The organism is Paenirhodobacter sp. (genome assembly GCF_047600745.1).
Classification (GTDB): Bacteria; Pseudomonadota; Alphaproteobacteria; order Rhodobacterales; family Rhodobacteraceae; genus Rhodobacter.
Genome location: NZ_JASGKI010000003.1, coordinates 140,345 through 155,075 on the forward strand (window position 1 = coordinate 140,345; position 14,731 = coordinate 155,075).

13 protein-coding genes and 1 pseudogene are annotated in these 14,731 nt (G+C 66.0%); 6 read left to right on the plus strand and 8 right to left on the minus strand.

The window, feature by feature from the left end; translation table 11 throughout:
- Window positions 1-54: 54 nt before the first annotated feature.
- Genes QM789_RS07235 through QM789_RS07255 form a run of 5 tightly spaced genes read right to left on the minus strand, consistent with a single transcriptional unit; the run spans window position 55 to window position 3,072 of the window.
- Entirely contained in the window at window positions 55-777 is a 723-nt protein-coding gene (locus QM789_RS07235; protein ID WP_420351282.1) for an amino acid ABC transporter ATP-binding protein, read from the minus strand.
- Window positions 758-1,414, minus strand: coding sequence for an amino acid ABC transporter permease (locus tag QM789_RS07240; protein ID WP_420351283.1), 657 nt, complete (start codon window positions 1,412-1,414; stop codon window positions 758-760). The genes QM789_RS07235 and QM789_RS07240 overlap by 20 nt, the downstream gene beginning before the upstream one ends.
- Window positions 1,411-2,085 (minus strand): amino acid ABC transporter permease, encoded by a 675-nt coding sequence (locus QM789_RS07245; RefSeq protein ID WP_420351284.1) that lies wholly within the window; start codon window positions 2,083-2,085, stop codon window positions 1,411-1,413. The genes QM789_RS07240 and QM789_RS07245 overlap by 4 nt, the downstream gene beginning before the upstream one ends.
- A 1-nt stretch (window position 2,086) precedes the next feature.
- Window positions 2,087-2,869 (minus strand): transporter substrate-binding domain-containing protein, encoded by a 783-nt coding sequence (locus tag QM789_RS07250; RefSeq protein WP_420351285.1) that lies wholly within the window; start codon window positions 2,867-2,869, stop codon window positions 2,087-2,089.
- Window positions 2,866-3,072 carry a hypothetical protein gene (locus QM789_RS07255; RefSeq protein ID WP_420351286.1) on the minus strand — a complete coding sequence of 69 codons (207 nt, stop codon included), beginning with the start codon at window positions 3,070-3,072 and terminating at the stop codon, window positions 2,866-2,868. The genes QM789_RS07250 and QM789_RS07255 overlap by 4 nt, the downstream gene beginning before the upstream one ends.
- A 245-nt stretch (window positions 3,073-3,317) precedes the next feature.
- On the opposite strand from QM789_RS07255, the gene repA reads away from it, so the two are divergent.
- From repA to QM789_RS07280, 5 genes are all read left to right on the plus strand, one after another.
- Window positions 3,318-4,502: a plasmid partitioning protein RepA gene (repA, locus tag QM789_RS07260; protein ID WP_420351287.1), complete on the plus strand. Its 1,185-nt coding sequence runs from the start codon at window positions 3,318-3,320 to the stop codon at window positions 4,500-4,502.
- The gene (repB, locus tag QM789_RS07265; protein ID WP_420351288.1) at window positions 4,502-5,431 is read left to right on the plus strand and encodes a plasmid partitioning protein RepB; all 930 of its coding nucleotides are present in this window, start codon (window positions 4,502-4,504) and stop codon (window positions 5,429-5,431) included. The genes repA and repB overlap by 1 nt, the downstream gene beginning before the upstream one ends.
- A 171-nt stretch (window positions 5,432-5,602) precedes the next feature.
- Entirely contained in the window at window positions 5,603-6,769 is a 1,167-nt protein-coding gene (repC, locus tag QM789_RS07270; RefSeq protein WP_420351289.1) for a plasmid replication protein RepC, read from the plus strand.
- A gap of 914 nt (window positions 6,770-7,683) precedes the next feature.
- Window positions 7,684-7,824, plus strand: a complete 141-nt coding sequence (locus QM789_RS07275) for a hypothetical protein (RefSeq protein WP_420351290.1) — start codon at window positions 7,684-7,686, stop codon at window positions 7,822-7,824.
- A 279-nt stretch (window positions 7,825-8,103) separates the two neighbouring features.
- Entirely contained in the window at window positions 8,104-8,976 is an 873-nt protein-coding gene (locus QM789_RS07280) for an aldose 1-epimerase family protein (protein WP_420351291.1), read from the plus strand.
- Window positions 8,977-9,005: 29 nt separating this feature from the next.
- Here QM789_RS07280 and QM789_RS07285 read toward each other — a convergent pair.
- Together QM789_RS07285 and QM789_RS07290 are read right to left on the minus strand one after the other, a co-directional pair.
- Window positions 9,006-12,120, minus strand: a pseudogene (locus QM789_RS07285) (efflux RND transporter permease subunit).
- A complete protein-coding gene (locus QM789_RS07290; RefSeq protein WP_420351292.1) occupies window positions 12,121-13,233 on the minus strand; it encodes an efflux RND transporter periplasmic adaptor subunit in 1,113 nt (370 codons plus the stop codon).
- Window positions 13,234-13,428: 195 nt separating this feature from the next.
- Between QM789_RS07290 and QM789_RS07295 the strand changes: the two genes are divergently transcribed.
- The gene (locus tag QM789_RS07295; protein WP_420351293.1) at window positions 13,429-14,019 is read left to right on the plus strand and encodes a TetR family transcriptional regulator; all 591 of its coding nucleotides are present in this window, start codon (window positions 13,429-13,431) and stop codon (window positions 14,017-14,019) included.
- A 30-nt stretch (window positions 14,020-14,049) separates the two neighbouring features.
- Here the strand turns inward: QM789_RS07295 and QM789_RS07300 are convergent, their stop codons facing one another.
- Window positions 14,050-14,718, minus strand: a complete 669-nt coding sequence (locus QM789_RS07300) for a GntR family transcriptional regulator (RefSeq protein ID WP_420351294.1) — start codon at window positions 14,716-14,718, stop codon at window positions 14,050-14,052.
- Window positions 14,719-14,731 lie beyond the last annotated feature (13 nt).

Here is a 14,731-nt window from a genome sequence, read left to right on the forward strand (position 1 = left end):
CGACCGCCGCCATCGCCGATCTTGAGGGCATCCGCCGCACGATCCGCGGCTGGCTCAATGCCCCAGGAACTGCCGCAGTTCCGGCGTCTGCGGCGCGCTGAACACCTGCTCGGGCGGGCCGATTTCGTGCACCCGGCCCTGGTGCATGAAGACGACGCGTGAACAGACGTCGCGGGCGAAGCTCATCTCATGCGTGACCATCATCAGGGTCATCCCCTCGGCGGCCAGTTCCCGCACCACGGCCAGAACCTCCGCCACCAGTTCCGGATCCAGCGCCGAGGTGATTTCGTCGCACAGGAGCACCACCGGATCCATCGCCAGCGCGCGGGCGATCGCCACCCGCTGCTGCTGCCCGCCCGAAAGCTCATCCGGGAAGGCGTCGAACTTGTGGCCCAGCCCCACCCGGTCCAGCATGCGCCGCGCCATCGCCTCGGCCTCCGCCCTGCCCCGCTTCTTCACCACCTGCTGCGCCAGCATCACGTTCCCCCCCGCCGTCAGATGCGGGAACAGGTTGAACTGCTGAAAGATCATCCCGACCTTCAGCCGCAGTTCCCGCAGGTGGAGTTCGTCGTTCAGCAACTGCGCCCCGGCCACCGAAATCGCCCCGGAATCAATCACTTCCAGCCCGTTGACACAGCGCAGCAGCGTCGATTTCCCGGACCCCGACTTGCCGATGACCGCGATCACCTCGCCCGGGTCGATGTGCAGCGTGATGCCCTTGAGCACCTCGTTCTCGCCGAAACTCTTGCGAACGTCGTCAATGCCGATGAGGGGCATGAAGTTTCCTTTCCAACGCGCGCGCGCTCATCGACAGCGGATAGCAGAGCGCGAAATAGATAAGCGCGACAAGGCCATAGACGGTGAACGGCTGAAACGTCGCATTGGTCAGCACCGTCCCCGCCTTGGACAGTTCGACAAAGCCGATGATCGAGGTCAGCGCCGTGCCCTTCACCACCTGCACCGAAAACCCCACCGTCGGCGGCACCGCGATTTTCAACGCCTGCGGCAGGATCACATGCCGCATCTGCTCCAGATAGGTCATGGCGAGGGAAGAGGACGCCTCCCACTGCCCCTTCGGGATCGACTGCACGCAGCCGCGCCAGATCTCCGTCAGGAAGGCCGCCGTCCACAGGATCAGCGCCACCCCGGCGGCAAGCCAGGCGGGCACATCCACCCCGAACAGCCCCAGCCCGAAGAAGGCGATGAACAGTTGCATCAGAAGCGGCGTGCCCTGAAACAGTTCGACATAGCCCGCCACCGCCCGGCGCAGCCAGCCCACCCGGCCGATCCGCGCGAACAGCAGCACCAGCCCCAGCACCCCGCCGCCGACAAACGACACCAGCGACAGAAGCACCGTCCAGCGCGCCGCCAGAAGCAGGTTGCGCAGAATGTCCCATGTGCTGAAATCCGTCATGTCGCGGCCCTCCGGCGCGGGAAGATCAGCCGCCCTGCCCCCGCCAGCACCTGCCGCAGCGCGATGGCGAGCAGCAGATAGATCAGGGTCGAGACGATATAGGCCTCGAACGCGCGGAAGGTGCGCGACTGGATGAAATTCGCGGCGAAGGTGAGGTCTTCGGCCGCGATCTGGCTGACCACGGCGGAGCCCAGCATGACGATCACCACCTGCGACGACAGCGCCGGCCAGATCTTTTGCAGCGCCGGCACCAGCACCACCCGCCAGAAGATCTGCACCGGAGACATGGCGAGCGAGGCCCCCGCCTCGAACTGCCCCTTCGGCGTCGCGTTCAGCCCGGCGCGGATGATTTCACAGCTATAGGCGCCCAGATTGACGATCATCGCCAAATTCGCCGCCGTCATCTCCCCCATCTGCACCCCGGCGGCGGGCAGGCCGAAGAAGATGAAGAAAAGCTGAATCATGAAGGGCGTGTTGCGGATCAGTTCGACATAACAGGCGACCAGCGCCGCCAGCCAGCGCGGCCCGAACCCCCGCGCCCATGCGCACAGGATCCCAAGCCCGATCCCCACCACCCCGCCGACAACCGTCAGCAGGCAGGTGACCCAGACCCCCTTGAGCAGCACCGGCCAGTATTGCGCCAGCCAACCGAAATCAAACTGATAGGCCAAGTTACAGATCCGCAGGCAGCGCCGCGCCCAGCCATTTTTCCGAAATCGCGTTCATCGCGCCATCCGCCTTTGCCTGCGCCAGGATCTCGTCCACCTTCGCGCGCAGGGCCGGTTCGTTCTTGTTCAGCCCGATGAAACAGGGCGAATTCTTGATCAGGAACTTCGGCTCCGGCTTCTTCGGCGGGTTGCGTTCAAGGATCGCCGCCGCGACGACATTGCCCGTCGCCACCGCCGTCACCTGCCCCGAGAGAAACGCCGAGATCGTGCCGTTGTTGTCCTCATAGCGCTTGATCGTCGCATCGGACGGCGCGACCTTCGTCAGTTCCAGATCCTCGACCGCGCCGCGCGTGACGCCGATCGTCTTCCCCGACAGGTCCGCAGGCCCCGCGATCTGCACATCCGCAGGCGCGAAGACCCCGTTGAAGAACGGCGCATAGGCGGTGGAAAAGTCGATCACCGCCTCGCGCTCCGCATTCTTGCCCAGCGACGAGATCACCAGATCCACCTTGTTCGTTTGCAGATACGGGATCCGGTTCGCCGAAGTCACCGGCACCAGTTCGACCTTCACCCCCATCCGCTCGGCGATCAGCTTCGCCATGTCGATGTCATAGCCCTGCGGCGACATATCCGCGCCGACCGAGCCGAAGGGCGGGAAGTCCTGCGGCACCGCGACGCGCAGCTTTCCGGCGGCGGTGATGTCGGCCAGCGCATCGGCCGAAGCGGTCATCGGCGCGGCGAAGGCCAGCGCCAGCACGGCGGCCTTGAGGAAGGAGCGTTTGTTCATGGCAGTGTCCTGTGCGTGGTTGATGTCTTCGCCGGTTCGACCGGATCGTGCGCCTCGCGGATGTCGTGGATCAGGCCCAGCTCGCCGGGCGTCATGCGGCGCTCCGACAGGGCGGCGAGGATGGTGTGTTCGATGTCCACGGGCATGTCAGTCATGTATTCAAGGGCTGTCCAGCTTTTGCCGCAGCCATCGCCGAACGCCACGCCCGCCCGCCGCCTTTTCGCCGCCGCCCCGGGGAATGCCCGGAATCTGCCCCGCGAATCGGCGCATTGCCCGGAATTTCGGCGCTTCCCGACTCCCCGATGCGGCGATTCCGGCCTATCTTGCCCGTTCAGGGGCACGAAACCGTGACGAAGCCCTTGCCCGAATCTGATTTCTGCCGCATTCATATACGCCAAGAGCAGAAATAATCGCTCAACGGCGTAACAAACGCCAGCAAAGGGCAGTCATGGGCGAAGAGATCCGAATTGATCGGTTGGTGGGGGAGCATGCCGCGAAGCTCTCCGAACGGTTGCTGGCGCATCGCGAACAGCTGTTCCCGCCGAATGCGTCGAAACAGCTGCGGCGCTTCACCTCGGGCGAGGTGGCCGAACTTCTGGGCGTGAAGGACGCCTATCTGCGCAAGCTCTCGCTCGAAGGCCGGGGGCCGCAGCCCGAAACCGGGCCGGGCGGGCGCAGGCTTTATACGCCGCAGGACATCATGGACCTGCGCCGGATGCTCGAAGCCGGGGCGAAGACGCCGGGCACCTACCTGCCCGGGCGGCGCGAAGGTGACCACCTTCAGGTCATCACCGTGATCAATTTCAAGGGCGGCTCGGGCAAGACCACGACCGCCGCGCATCTGGCGCAGAAGCTCGCGCTCGACGGTTATCGCGTGCTGGCGATCGACCTCGACCCGCAGGCCTCGCTCTCGGCGCTGCATGGCTATCAGCCGGAATTCGACCTGCTCGACGGCGGCACGCTGTACGACGCGATCCGCTACGACGACCCCGTGCCGCTGCGCAGCGTGATTCGCAGCACCTATTTCACCAACCTCGACCTGATTCCCGGCAACCTCGACCTGATGGAGTTCGAGCACGATACCCCCCGTGTCCTCGCCGCGCGCTCCGGTCAGATGTTCTTCACCCGGATCTCCGAAAAGCTGGCCGAGGTCGAAGCGGATTATGACGTTGTTGTGATGGACTGCCCGCCGCAACTCGGGTTCATCACGATGTCGGCGCTTTCGGCCGCCACCGCGGTGCTGGTCACCGTCCATCCGCAGATGCTCGATGTGATGTCCATGTGCCAGTTCCTCCTGATGACCTCGAACCTGCTCGGCGTCGTCGCCGATGCGGGCGGCAACATGAGCTATGACTGGCTGCGCTACCTCGTCACCCGCTACGAACCGGGCGACGGGCCGCAGAATCAGATGGTCAGCTTCATGCGCTCGCTGTTCGGCGACCATGTGCTGAACAACACCGTGCTGAAATCCACCGCGATTTCGGATGCGGGCATCACCAAGCAGACGCTCTATGAAATCGAGAAATCGGCCTTCACCCGCTCGACCTATGAACGCGCGATGGAGAGCCTGAACGCCGTGAACCACGAGATCGAGGATCTGATCCAGCGTGCCTGGGGAAGGGAGCCGCGCTGATGGCCCGCAAGAACCTGCTCGAAGGACTGCTCGGGAGCGAAAAAGGCTCTAACCCGCCCGCAGAGACGCATGCGCCGCGGATGTCACGCGGGGCGATCGGCGCGATTTCGCGTTCGGTCGCGGATCTTCAGGCCCGCGCGCTGATCGAGATCGACCCCCATCTGATCGACCCCGGCGGGGCGCAGGACCGGCTGGAAACCGACGAGGCAGAGGATGCCGCGCTGCGCGAGTCCATCGCCGAATATGGCCAGCAGGTGCCCGTTCTGGTCCGCCCCCACCCGACCGAGGAGGGCCGCTATCAGATCGTCTACGGCCGCCGCCGGGTTCTGGCGATGCGCGACCTGGGCCGCCCGGTCAAGGCGCTGCTGCGCAACCTCGACGACCGCGACCTGTTGATCGCGCAGGGGCAGGAAAACACCGCCCGGCGCGATCTGAGCTTCATCGAAAAGGCGAATTTCGCCCGGCAGATGGTGGCGGCGGGCTATGACCGCAAGGTCATCGGCGATACGCTGACGATGGATAAGACATTGATTTCACGTCTTCTTTCTGTCGCGGAGCGGATCGACCCGGAGCTGGTTCATGCGATCGGCGCCGCCCCTTCGGTGGGGCGCGAACGCTGGCTGGCGCTGGCCGATGCGCTGGAGGAAAGCCGGTTGGGGACGGAGGATCTGATCGCGCTCGTCAACCTCACCGAGGGCAATTCCGACGCCCGGTTCGAGGCCGCGCTGGCCCGCGCCAAGGGCAGCACCCGCCGCGCCCCCCCTCCCCCGGAGGTGATCCGCAGCACGAATGGCGTCCCCATCGCCGAGGCCAGCCGCAAGGGCGGCCGCCTGACCCTGCGCTTCGAGAAGAAGCAGAGCAGCGGCTTCGAGGACTGGCTTCTGAACAACCTCCCCGATCTCCACAGCAAATGGAGCCAGGGGAACTGATCCGCAACCGAAAGCAACAGGAGGCACGGCCCGACAAAAAGTAAGCCCCCCAGGACATACATCCCGAGAGGCCCGTTCTTGATCTAGCACCTCAAAGATACGGCACCGATCGAATTCATGTCAACACCGTTACGGCGGTGATCGGCTTTCTTTTGTCTCGTGACAGCGAAAATGAGGCATATTTCCACGACGCCCTTCGGGCGCCGGGCGGTCGATCATGGCCTGCTCGTGTCGCAGGCGCTGGCCGAGGCGCCCGCGCCGGTGGCACAGGTCGACAAATGGCAGGTGTTCCACGCCCTGCGCACCGCGCGCGCGCAGTTCGGGTTAAGCGATCGTGACCTGACCGTGCTGAACGCCCTCCTCAGCTTCCTGCCCGAGCGGACGCTCGCCGAAGGCGCCGGTCTGATCGTGTTCCCGTCGAACGCGACGCTTTCCGACCGCGCGCATGGCATGGCCGAAAGCACCCTGCGCCGGCATCTGGCCGCGCTGGTCAATGCCGGCATGATCGCCCGCCACGACAGCCCGAACGGCAAGCGCTACGCCCGCCACGACCGCAGCGGCGCCGTCACCCGCGCCTTCGGCTTTTCCCTGCGTCCGCTGCTGGTGCGTGCGGGGGCGATCCTGAACGCCGCCGAGGCGATCCAGGCCGACCTCCACCGCTGCACCCTGCTGCGCGAAACGATCACGCTGCGGCTCCGCGACGCGGGCAAGCTGCTGGCCTATCTCGAAGCGACCGGCGTGGTGGACAGCGCCCTGCCCCAACGCTTCGCCGATCTGCGCCGGATCGTACGGCGCAAGCTGCCGCAAGCCGAGTTGACCGCCCTGCTCAGTGCCGCTGAAACGCTGCTGAGGATGGTGCAGGAACAGGTCGAAGCCGTCTCTGTTCCAACGGAAATGAGCGGCAAAGACAGCGAAAATGAGCGGCACTATCAGAGTTCAAAACCAGAAAAACTTGAATCTGAAAGCTGCACGGAAAAGGGAGAAGCCCTGCCGCAACCGACGGCCCTACCCCTTGAGGTCGTGCTGGAGGCCTGTCCGGATGTCGCAACCTATGCCCGGCACGAGATCCGCAGTTGGCCCGATCTTGTCTCCGCCGCCGGTGATATTCATCCGATGATGGGGATTGATTCCGGAACCTGGTCCGAAGCACGCCGTGCGATGGGACCGGTGGGGGCCGCGGCGACGCTTGCCGCCATGCTTCAGAAAATGTCCACGATCCGAAATCCCGGCGGCTATCTGCGGCGATTGAGCGCGAAGGCGGTGGAGAACGCATTCACGCCGGTTCCGATGATCATGGCCTTGCTGACGCCTTCCCGGCCTCGGCCGCTCCTGAGTTGACAGCTGTCAACTTTGCTATGGTGGTTGGGTTGGTCCGATAGTTTCTTGCATCGGATCTCCGGCGGCTTGGGCTGGGGCGGGTGATTCCGTTGCGGGCGGGCCCAGAGGCAACTGGGTATAACGGCTTTTGTTCGGGGGTGGGTTCGTGGTCGAGGTCAGGTAATTCAACCTGCGCGGGCGGATTCGGGAACGGGTCTTCATGTCCTCTTCGGCGAGGTGTTTGCCGAGGGGTAGCCGCACCTCCATAATATTGTGAATTTTCTGTTTCAGGGGCGCCCTCTGACATTATGTGGCAGGGGCAATCTTCGCGGGCCCGCAGTCGGTTAAGGGCCGAAGCGTATCGGTGCTTTTATGGCGAATCGCTGCGAAGAGGGCTGGACGCTGCCGCGTCAGGCTGGTCTGCTTCCTCTGTGCTTCCTCTGCTTCCTCTGCTTCCTCTGCTTCCTCTGCTTCCTCTGCTTCCTCTGCTTCCTCTGCTTCCTCTGCTTCCTCTGCTTCCTCTGCTTCCTCTGCTTCCTCTGCTTCCTCTGCTTCGCAGCGTCACGGCGTCGATACCGGGAGAGGGGTTGGGCGGGGGCTGTGTTTGCTTGCCGCTTTGGCTCTGGTTTGGATGGTGGCCGCTTTGATCGGGGGTTGCGCTGTGGCCGCTGTCCGTGGGGTGAGCCGAGCATAAGGGCCGGGGGATTGTCCGTGGTCTTTCTGGGAAACGGGAATTGTGTCTAAGCGGAGTGGCCGGGGGCGTGCCTCGGTGATGGGCGGCTTTCGAGCGGGGCAGGGGTATTTGGGCGGTGGTGCGGTTTGTCTGGGTCTGTGAGCAATGAGGCGGAGCCCGTCGGCGATGGGGCTTTGTATTGCGTAAGTTATGTAAGTCATGCAATATGCGGCGCATGGACAGGGAACTCAAAACCACCCGATTGAACCTCGTGATTGCGCCCTCGCAGGTCCGGGCCATTGATGCCTGGCGCAGGACGCAGGACGATCTGCCCAGCCGGTCGGAGGCGATCCGGCGGCTGGTTGATCTTGGGCTGAGCGCTTCGGCGGCGGATGAGGCGTAAGGGCCTTAGCCAGCGGGTCGTGGTGTCGGGGCCATCGGCAGCCCCGGCAGATGGACAGGCCCCGGTCAAGCGGGGAATATGTCATCACTGGTGGAAATGTCCCGATCATCAATGGACGGGCCCTGGCCATGCGGCGAATATTCTACGGCGAGCCTTGGCGCGTATACGGAGAGGCGATCCACGATGCGGCGTGTCCGGTTCCTGTCACGCAGGGCCGGGCGCTCTTGCCCGGATGGGGTAGGGAGGGGTAAGGGGCGGGGAGCTTTTACGAGGAACGCCATGACCGATCAGCCCACGACTGTCACCATCGGCTCCGGCCGGTTGCGCGCCACGGTGAGCAGCCTGGGCGCGGAGATGCAGGCGCTGAGCTTCGACGGGGTGCCGCTGCTGTGGCATGGCGATGCCGCGTTCTGGGGCGGGCGGTCGCCGGTGCTGTTCCCGATCGTGGGCCGGGCGGAGGGCGATGTGATCGCGGTCGCGGGGCGCAGGGCGGCGATGGCGCAGCACGGCTTTGCCCGGCGCAGCGGGTTCCGGCTGATCGCGGCGGAGGAGGGGGCGTGCTGCCATGAGCTCTGCGCGGACGAGGCGAGCCGCGCGGTCTATCCCTTCGACTTCCGGCTGCGGCTGAGCCATGCGATCGAGGGCACCGTGCTACGGGTGCGGGCGGAGGTCGAGAACCTAAGCGACGGGGTGATGCCGTTCGGGCTGGGGTTCCATCCGGCGTTCCTGTGGCCGCTGCCGGGATGCGCGGGGCAGGGGCATCGGATCGTGCTGGACAATGGGGCGGAGCCCGTGGTGGCGCGGCTGTCGGGCGGGCTGCTGACTGACGCGCGGGGGCCGTCGCCGTTCACGGACGGGGCGCTGGTGCTGAACCCCGCGATGTTCGCCGAGGATGCGATGATCTTTCCGGAGGGCGCAGGGGAGGGGCTGACCTATCGCGCGGAGAGCGGGCCGGGGCTGCGGTTCCGGTTCGAGAACCTGCCCAACCTCGCGCTGTGGTCGAAGCCGGGCGCGCCCTTTGTCTGCATCGAGCCGTGGCACGGGATGGCGGCGCGGAAGGGCGCGGGGCCGGAGATCGCGGCGCGTCCGTTCTCCGTGCTGCTGCCGCCGGGGGAGGGCAGGGCGTTCGGCTTTTCGGTCGAGATCGTCTGAGGGGGGCCGCCCGAAGGCGGCCCGCAGGGTCAGGCCGCTTTGCGGCGGCGGTGGTTGAAGGCCGCATCGACCAGCACGAAGAACAGCGGCACGAAGAAGATCGCGAGCGCCGTGCCCGTCAGCGTGCCGAACAGCGTCGCATAGCCGATCGCCTGCCGCGCGCCGGAGCCCGCGCCGGTCGAGAGCACCAGCGGCACCACGCCGAGCGAAAACGCCATCGAGGTCATCAGGATCGGGCGGAACCGCAGCCGCGCCGCCTGAACCACCGCGGTGATCGCGCTTTCGCCCATGTGCACCATCCGGTCGCGGGCGAATTCGACGATCATGATGCCGTTCTTCCCCGTCAGGCCGACCACGGTGAGCAGGCCCACCTGGAAGTAGACGCCGTTCGCCTGCCCGCCGATCCACGCGCCGATCAGCGTGCCGATGATGCCCACGGGCATCGCGAGGATGACCGCGATCGGGATCGACCAGCTTTCGTACAGCGCGGCGAGGCAGAGGAACACCACCGCGAGCGACAGCGCATAGAGCATCATCGCGCCGTTGCCGGCCTCTTTTTCCTCAAGCGACAGGCCGGTCCATTGCAGGGTGAAGCCGGGGGGCAGCTTGGCGGCCAGTTGCTCCATGGTGTTGAGCGCCTCGCCCGAAGAGACGCCGGGGGCAGCGGAGCCCTGGACCTCCATCGCGGGCAGCGCGTCGTAGCGCACCACCTGCTGCGGGCCATAGACCCATTCCTGCGTCGCGAAGGTGGACAGCGAGACGAAATCCCCGTTCGCGTTCGGCACCCGCCAGAGGGCGAAATCCTCGGGCGTGGCGCGGGCCCAGGGTTCGCCCTGAACGTAGACGCGCTTCACCCGGCCCTCATACAGGAAGTCGTTGATGTAGGAGGACGACCACACGGTGTTGAGGAATTCGCCCACCTGCGCCGCCGTCAGCCCGACCGCCCCGGCCTTCGGCCAGTCGATGTTGAGCTTGAACTGCGCCGCGTCCTCGACCCCGTTCGGGCGGACGGCGGTGAGGGTGTCGGCGCCCTTCGCCATGCCCAGAAGCATGTTGCGCGCGTTCAGAAGTTCCTCATGCGTCTGGCCGGTGCGGGCCTGAAGGAAGGCGGTGAAGCCGTTCGAGTTGCCGAGTTCGATCACTGCGGGCGGCACCAGCGGGATGACGATCCCTTCCTTGATCCCGCCCATCAGCGGGCCGAAAGCGCGCTGGACAATGGCTTCGGCGCGGTTATCCGGGCCCTCGCGCTGGTCCCAGTCCTTGAGCTTGACGAACATCATCGCCATGTTCTGGCCCTGCCCGGCGAAGGAGAAGCCGACGACGGAGAACACCGCCTCGACGTTATCCTTTTCGGCGTTCAGGTAATATTGTTCCGTCTTTTCAACGACTTTCTTCGTCTGCTCGGCGGTGGTGCCCGAAGGCGTCTGGATCACGGTCATCAGCACGCCCTGATCTTCGTCCGGCAGGAACGAAGTCGGCGTGCGGTTGTAAAGCAGCACCATCCCCGCGACCAGCGCGGCATAGACGACGAGCGCCTTGACCGGGTTCGACACCACCCATTTCGTGATCCCGCCATAACCGTTCGTGAGCCGGGTGAAGCGCCGCTCGAACCCATCGGCGAATTTGCCGCTGGCGCCGGGGACATGGGGTTTGAGCATGGTGGCGCAGAGCGCGGGGGTAAAGATCAGCGCGACCAGCACCGAAAGCGTCATCGCCGAGACGATGGTGACGGAGAACTGTTTATAAATCTCCCCCGTCGAGCCGCCGAAGAAGGCCATCGGCACGAAGACGGCGGAGAGCACCATGGCGATGCCGACCAGCGCGCCCTGAATCTCGCCCATCGACTTCTTCGTCGCTTCCTTGGGGGAGATGTGTTCCTCCGCCATGATCCGTTCGACGTTTTCCACCACGACGATCGCGTCATCGACCAGAAGCCCGATCGCCAGCACCATCGCCAGCATGGTCAGGGTGTTGATGCTGAAGCCAAAGGCCGCGATCACGCCGAAGGTGCCCAGCAGAACCACCGGCACCGCCATCGTCGGGATCAGCGTGGCGCGGATGTTGTGCAGGAACAGCAGCATCACCAGGAACACCAGCACGATCGCCTCGGCCAAGGTGTGGATCACCGCCTCGATCGAGAGCAGAACGAAGGGCGTGGTGTCATAGGGGATCACATATTCGACGCCCGAGGGGAAGAACGGCACCAGTTCCGCCAGCCGCGATTTCACCAGCTCGGCGGTGTCGAGCGCGTTTGCCCCCGAGGCGAGCTGAATCGCCATCCCGGCGGAGGGCTTGCCGTCGTAATAGGCGTTGACCTCATAGGTCTCGGCACCCAGTTCCACCCGCGCCACGTCGCGCAGCAGCACCAACCCGCCATCGGTATCGGCGCGCAGCACGATCCGCTCGAAATCCTCGGGCGTCTTGAGCAGCGATTGCGCGGTGATGGTGGCGTTCGAGAAGCTGCCCCGTGGGCGCGGGCTGCGCGCCGAAAGACCCGGCGGAGATCTGCGCATTCTGCCCCCGGACGGCGGCGATCACCGCGCCCGGCGCCATGTCATAGGCCTTGAGCTTCAGCGGATCGAGCCAGATCCGCATGGCGTATTCCGAGCCGAACACCTGCACCGAGCCCACCCCCGGCAGGCGGGAGAAGTTCTCGACCATGTTCGAGTTCATGTAGTCGGCCAGTTCGACCTGACTGCGCGATCCGTCCTGTGAAATCAGCGACACGACCATGAGGAAGCCGGTCGTCGATTTCTTCACCGTCACGCCCTGACGGGTGACGGCCTCGGGCAGCATCGCTTCGGCCTGGGACAGTTTGTTCTGCACCTGCACCTGCGCGATGTCCGGGTCCGTGCCCAGTTTGAAGGTGATGGTGATGGTGGCCCGGCCGGTCGAGGTGGTCGATGAGTTGATGTAGCGCAGCCCGTCAAGGCCGGTCATCTGCTTTTCGATCACCTGCACCACGGTATCGGCCACGGTTTCTGCCGAAGCACCGGGGTAGGTTGCGTTGATCACCACCGAGGGGGAGGCGATGGAGGGATATTGCGAAATCGGCAGCCGCAGGATCGACAGCACGCCGAGCCCCATGATGACGATGGCGATGACCCAGGCGAAGATCGGCCGGTCGATGAAGAAGCGCGACATTCACTTCGCTCCTTCGGCGGGGACGATCTGCACCGGGGCGCCCACGGCGGTCTTCTGGAAGCCCGAGGTGATGACCTGATCGCCGGGGGCGATGCCATCGGTCACCACCCATTCGTTGCCGGAGGAGGTGGCGATATGGACCGGGCGCTGCGCGACCTTGCCATCCGCGACGATCCAGACGAAGGGATTGCCCTGCCGGTCGCGCATCACCGCGCTTTGCGGCAGCGCGACGGCGTTTTTCGCCACGGCCTGCGGCAGGTCGACCTCGACATACATCCCGGGCAGCAGGATGTGATCCGGGTTGCGATAGGTCATCCGCAGCGTCACCATGCCGGTGGTGGGTTCCACCTGCGGTTCGGCGGCCTCAAGTCGGCCCTTGTGGGCATAGATCGAATCGTCGGCAAGGCGCAGCGCGGCCTCGCCCTGTGCGCGGGTCTCGCGGCCCTCGGCGGTCGAGGTCCAGCGCAGGATGTCGGTCGCCGATTGCGTGACATCGACATAGACCGGATCGAGGTCGCGGATCGTGGCGAGCGCGGTCGGCTGCTGCGCGGCGACGAGCGCGCCGGTCGTGGTCTGCGACAGGCCGATGACGCCGGTGATCGGCGCGCGGATCGTGGTGCGGTCGAGGTCGATTTCCGCGCTGTTCAGCTGTGCCTCGGCGGCCTGAAGCGCGGCGGCGGCGGCCTGCCGGGCGGCGATGGCGGAATCGCGTTTCTGCGCCGATCCGGTCCGCGCGTCAAAGAGTTCGACGGCGCGTTTCGCTTCGATCACGGCGAGGTCGTGGTTCGCCGTCGCCTGCGCCACGGCGGCCTTCGCGGCGGCCACGGCGGCGACATAGCTGTCATCCTCGATCTTGTAGAGCGGCTGGCCCTGCGTCACGGCGGCGCCTTCGTCGAACAGCCGTTCGCGGATGATGCCCGACACCTGGGGGCGGACCTCGGCCACGGTCGAGGCCTTGATCCGGCCGGGCAGCCGCGCGGTCAGCGGGTAGTCCTGCGCGGTGGCGGTGAGCGCGGTGACGGGGGCGGGGCCGCCCTGCTGCGCGGCGGCAGGCAGGGCGGAGAGGCAGAGCGCGGCGCACACCACGCCGAAGCGGAGGGAGGGGAGGATCATGGCAAACCTGTCGGATGGGGAGAATCGGAGGCGGCAAGGACTATCTGCACGGAAGCCCCGCCTGATCGGTGGATCTGCCATTCCTGTCCCTTTCAGGCCGGGGCGTTTCACGCCGCGCAGCCGGTGCCGCGTCGTTGCCATTTACAGACATTCGTGTATGTTTGTAAAGTGCGGATCTGCGCGGGGGAGGAAGATGTGAGACGCTGCAAGGCCGATGCCGAACGGACGCGGGTTGCCATTCTGGACGCGGCCGAACGGGTGTTCTGCGAGCGCGGGGTGGGGCAGGCGACGCTCGAACAGGTGGCGCGGGCGGCGGGGGTGACGCGCGGCGCCGTCTACTGGCATTTCAAGGACAAGGACGATCTGCTGTGCGCGCTGCACGAACGGTTCCGCCCGCCGCAGGCCGCGATGATCGAGGCGGCGGCGCAGGACGGGCACGAGGATCCGCTGCATCTGCTGGAAATGACGGGGGCGGGGTTCCTCGCGCTGTTCGAGGGCGACGAGAGCCGGCAGCGGATGTATGCGATCCTCTGCGCGCCGGGCAACCCCGACGACCGCCACGCCGCGCAAAACGAGGAAATGTTCCGCCTGCTGCTGCAACTGATGCGGCAGGCGCGGGAAAAGGGCCTGCTGGCCGGGGATCTGAGCCCGGAGGAGGGGGCGGTGTCGGTGATGGCGCTGATGAACGGGCTGATGAGCGAATGGCTGCGGTCGGGGCGGTGCTTTGGGCTGCGCGAGGTCGGCGGCAAGCTGATGCACCGGCATATGGCCGCGCTGCGGGCGTGAGGTTTGCGCGGGCTGCGCCGCGCTGCGGGCTTAGGCGGAGATGACGTAGGTCGCGCGTTCGTCGGTGTTTTTCCGCGTCGGGCTGCGTTTGCCGATCCAGCCGACATGACGCGCGAGGATGGCGCAGGCGCGATCCGTCTGGCCCCGGCGCAGCGCGTCGAGGATGGCGCGGTGGTCGTGGTCGGTGCGCGCCTCCCAATCCTGCCGCCAGGCGGCAAAGAGGAAGCGCGCGCTGGCGGCCTGTAGGTCGTCGATCGTGCGCAGCAGGCGCGGCATGTGGCAGGGCGCGAGGATCATGCGGTGGAACTCGCGGTTCGCCTCCTCCCACTCGCGGACGTTGCTGGCGCTGTCGCCGCGCAGGGTGACCTGTTCGGCCTCGTGCAGGATCGTGCGGGTGATGTTCGGCGCGGCATGGCGCAGCGCGAGGGATTCGAGGCTGGCGCGCATCTCGGCGACCTCGCGCAGTTCGGCCACGTCGAAATCGGTGACGCGCACGCCCCGGCGGGGCAGGTTCTCGGCCAGGCCCTGGGCCTCAAGATCGCGGAACGCCTCGCGCACGGGGACGTGGCTCGTGCCGAATTCGGTGGCGATATGGTCCTGCCGCAGGCGCACCCCCGGCGCGAGGACGCCCGAGATGATGCGGTCGGCGAGGGTGCGGGCGATCCGCGCGGCGATGGTTTCCTCGGGGGCTTTGCTCATGGATTATAGATAA

Coding starts and splice junctions, on each gene's coding strand:
- QM789_RS07235 (WP_420351282.1), bottom strand. CDS start 777: ATGCCCCTCATCGGCATTGACGACGTTCGCAAGAGTTTCGGCGAGAAC.
- QM789_RS07240 (WP_420351283.1), bottom strand. CDS start 1,414: ATGACGGATTTCAGCACATGGGACATTCTGCGCAACCTGCTTCTGGCG.
- QM789_RS07250 (WP_420351285.1), bottom strand. CDS start 2,869: ATGAACAAACGCTCCTTCCTCAAGGCCGCCGTGCTGGCGCTGGCCTTC.
- repA (WP_420351287.1), top strand. CDS start 3,318: ATGGGCGAAGAGATCCGAATTGATCGGTTGGTGGGGGAGCATGCCGCG.
- repB (WP_420351288.1), top strand. CDS start 4,502: ATGGCCCGCAAGAACCTGCTCGAAGGACTGCTCGGGAGCGAAAAAGGC.
- repC (WP_420351289.1), top strand. CDS start 5,603: ATGAGGCATATTTCCACGACGCCCTTCGGGCGCCGGGCGGTCGATCAT.
- QM789_RS07280 (WP_420351291.1), top strand. CDS start 8,104: ATGACCGATCAGCCCACGACTGTCACCATCGGCTCCGGCCGGTTGCGC.
- QM789_RS07290 (WP_420351292.1), bottom strand. CDS start 13,233: ATGATCCTCCCCTCCCTCCGCTTCGGCGTGGTGTGCGCCGCGCTCTGC.
- QM789_RS07300 (WP_420351294.1), bottom strand. CDS start 14,718: ATGAGCAAAGCCCCCGAGGAAACCATCGCCGCGCGGATCGCCCGCACC.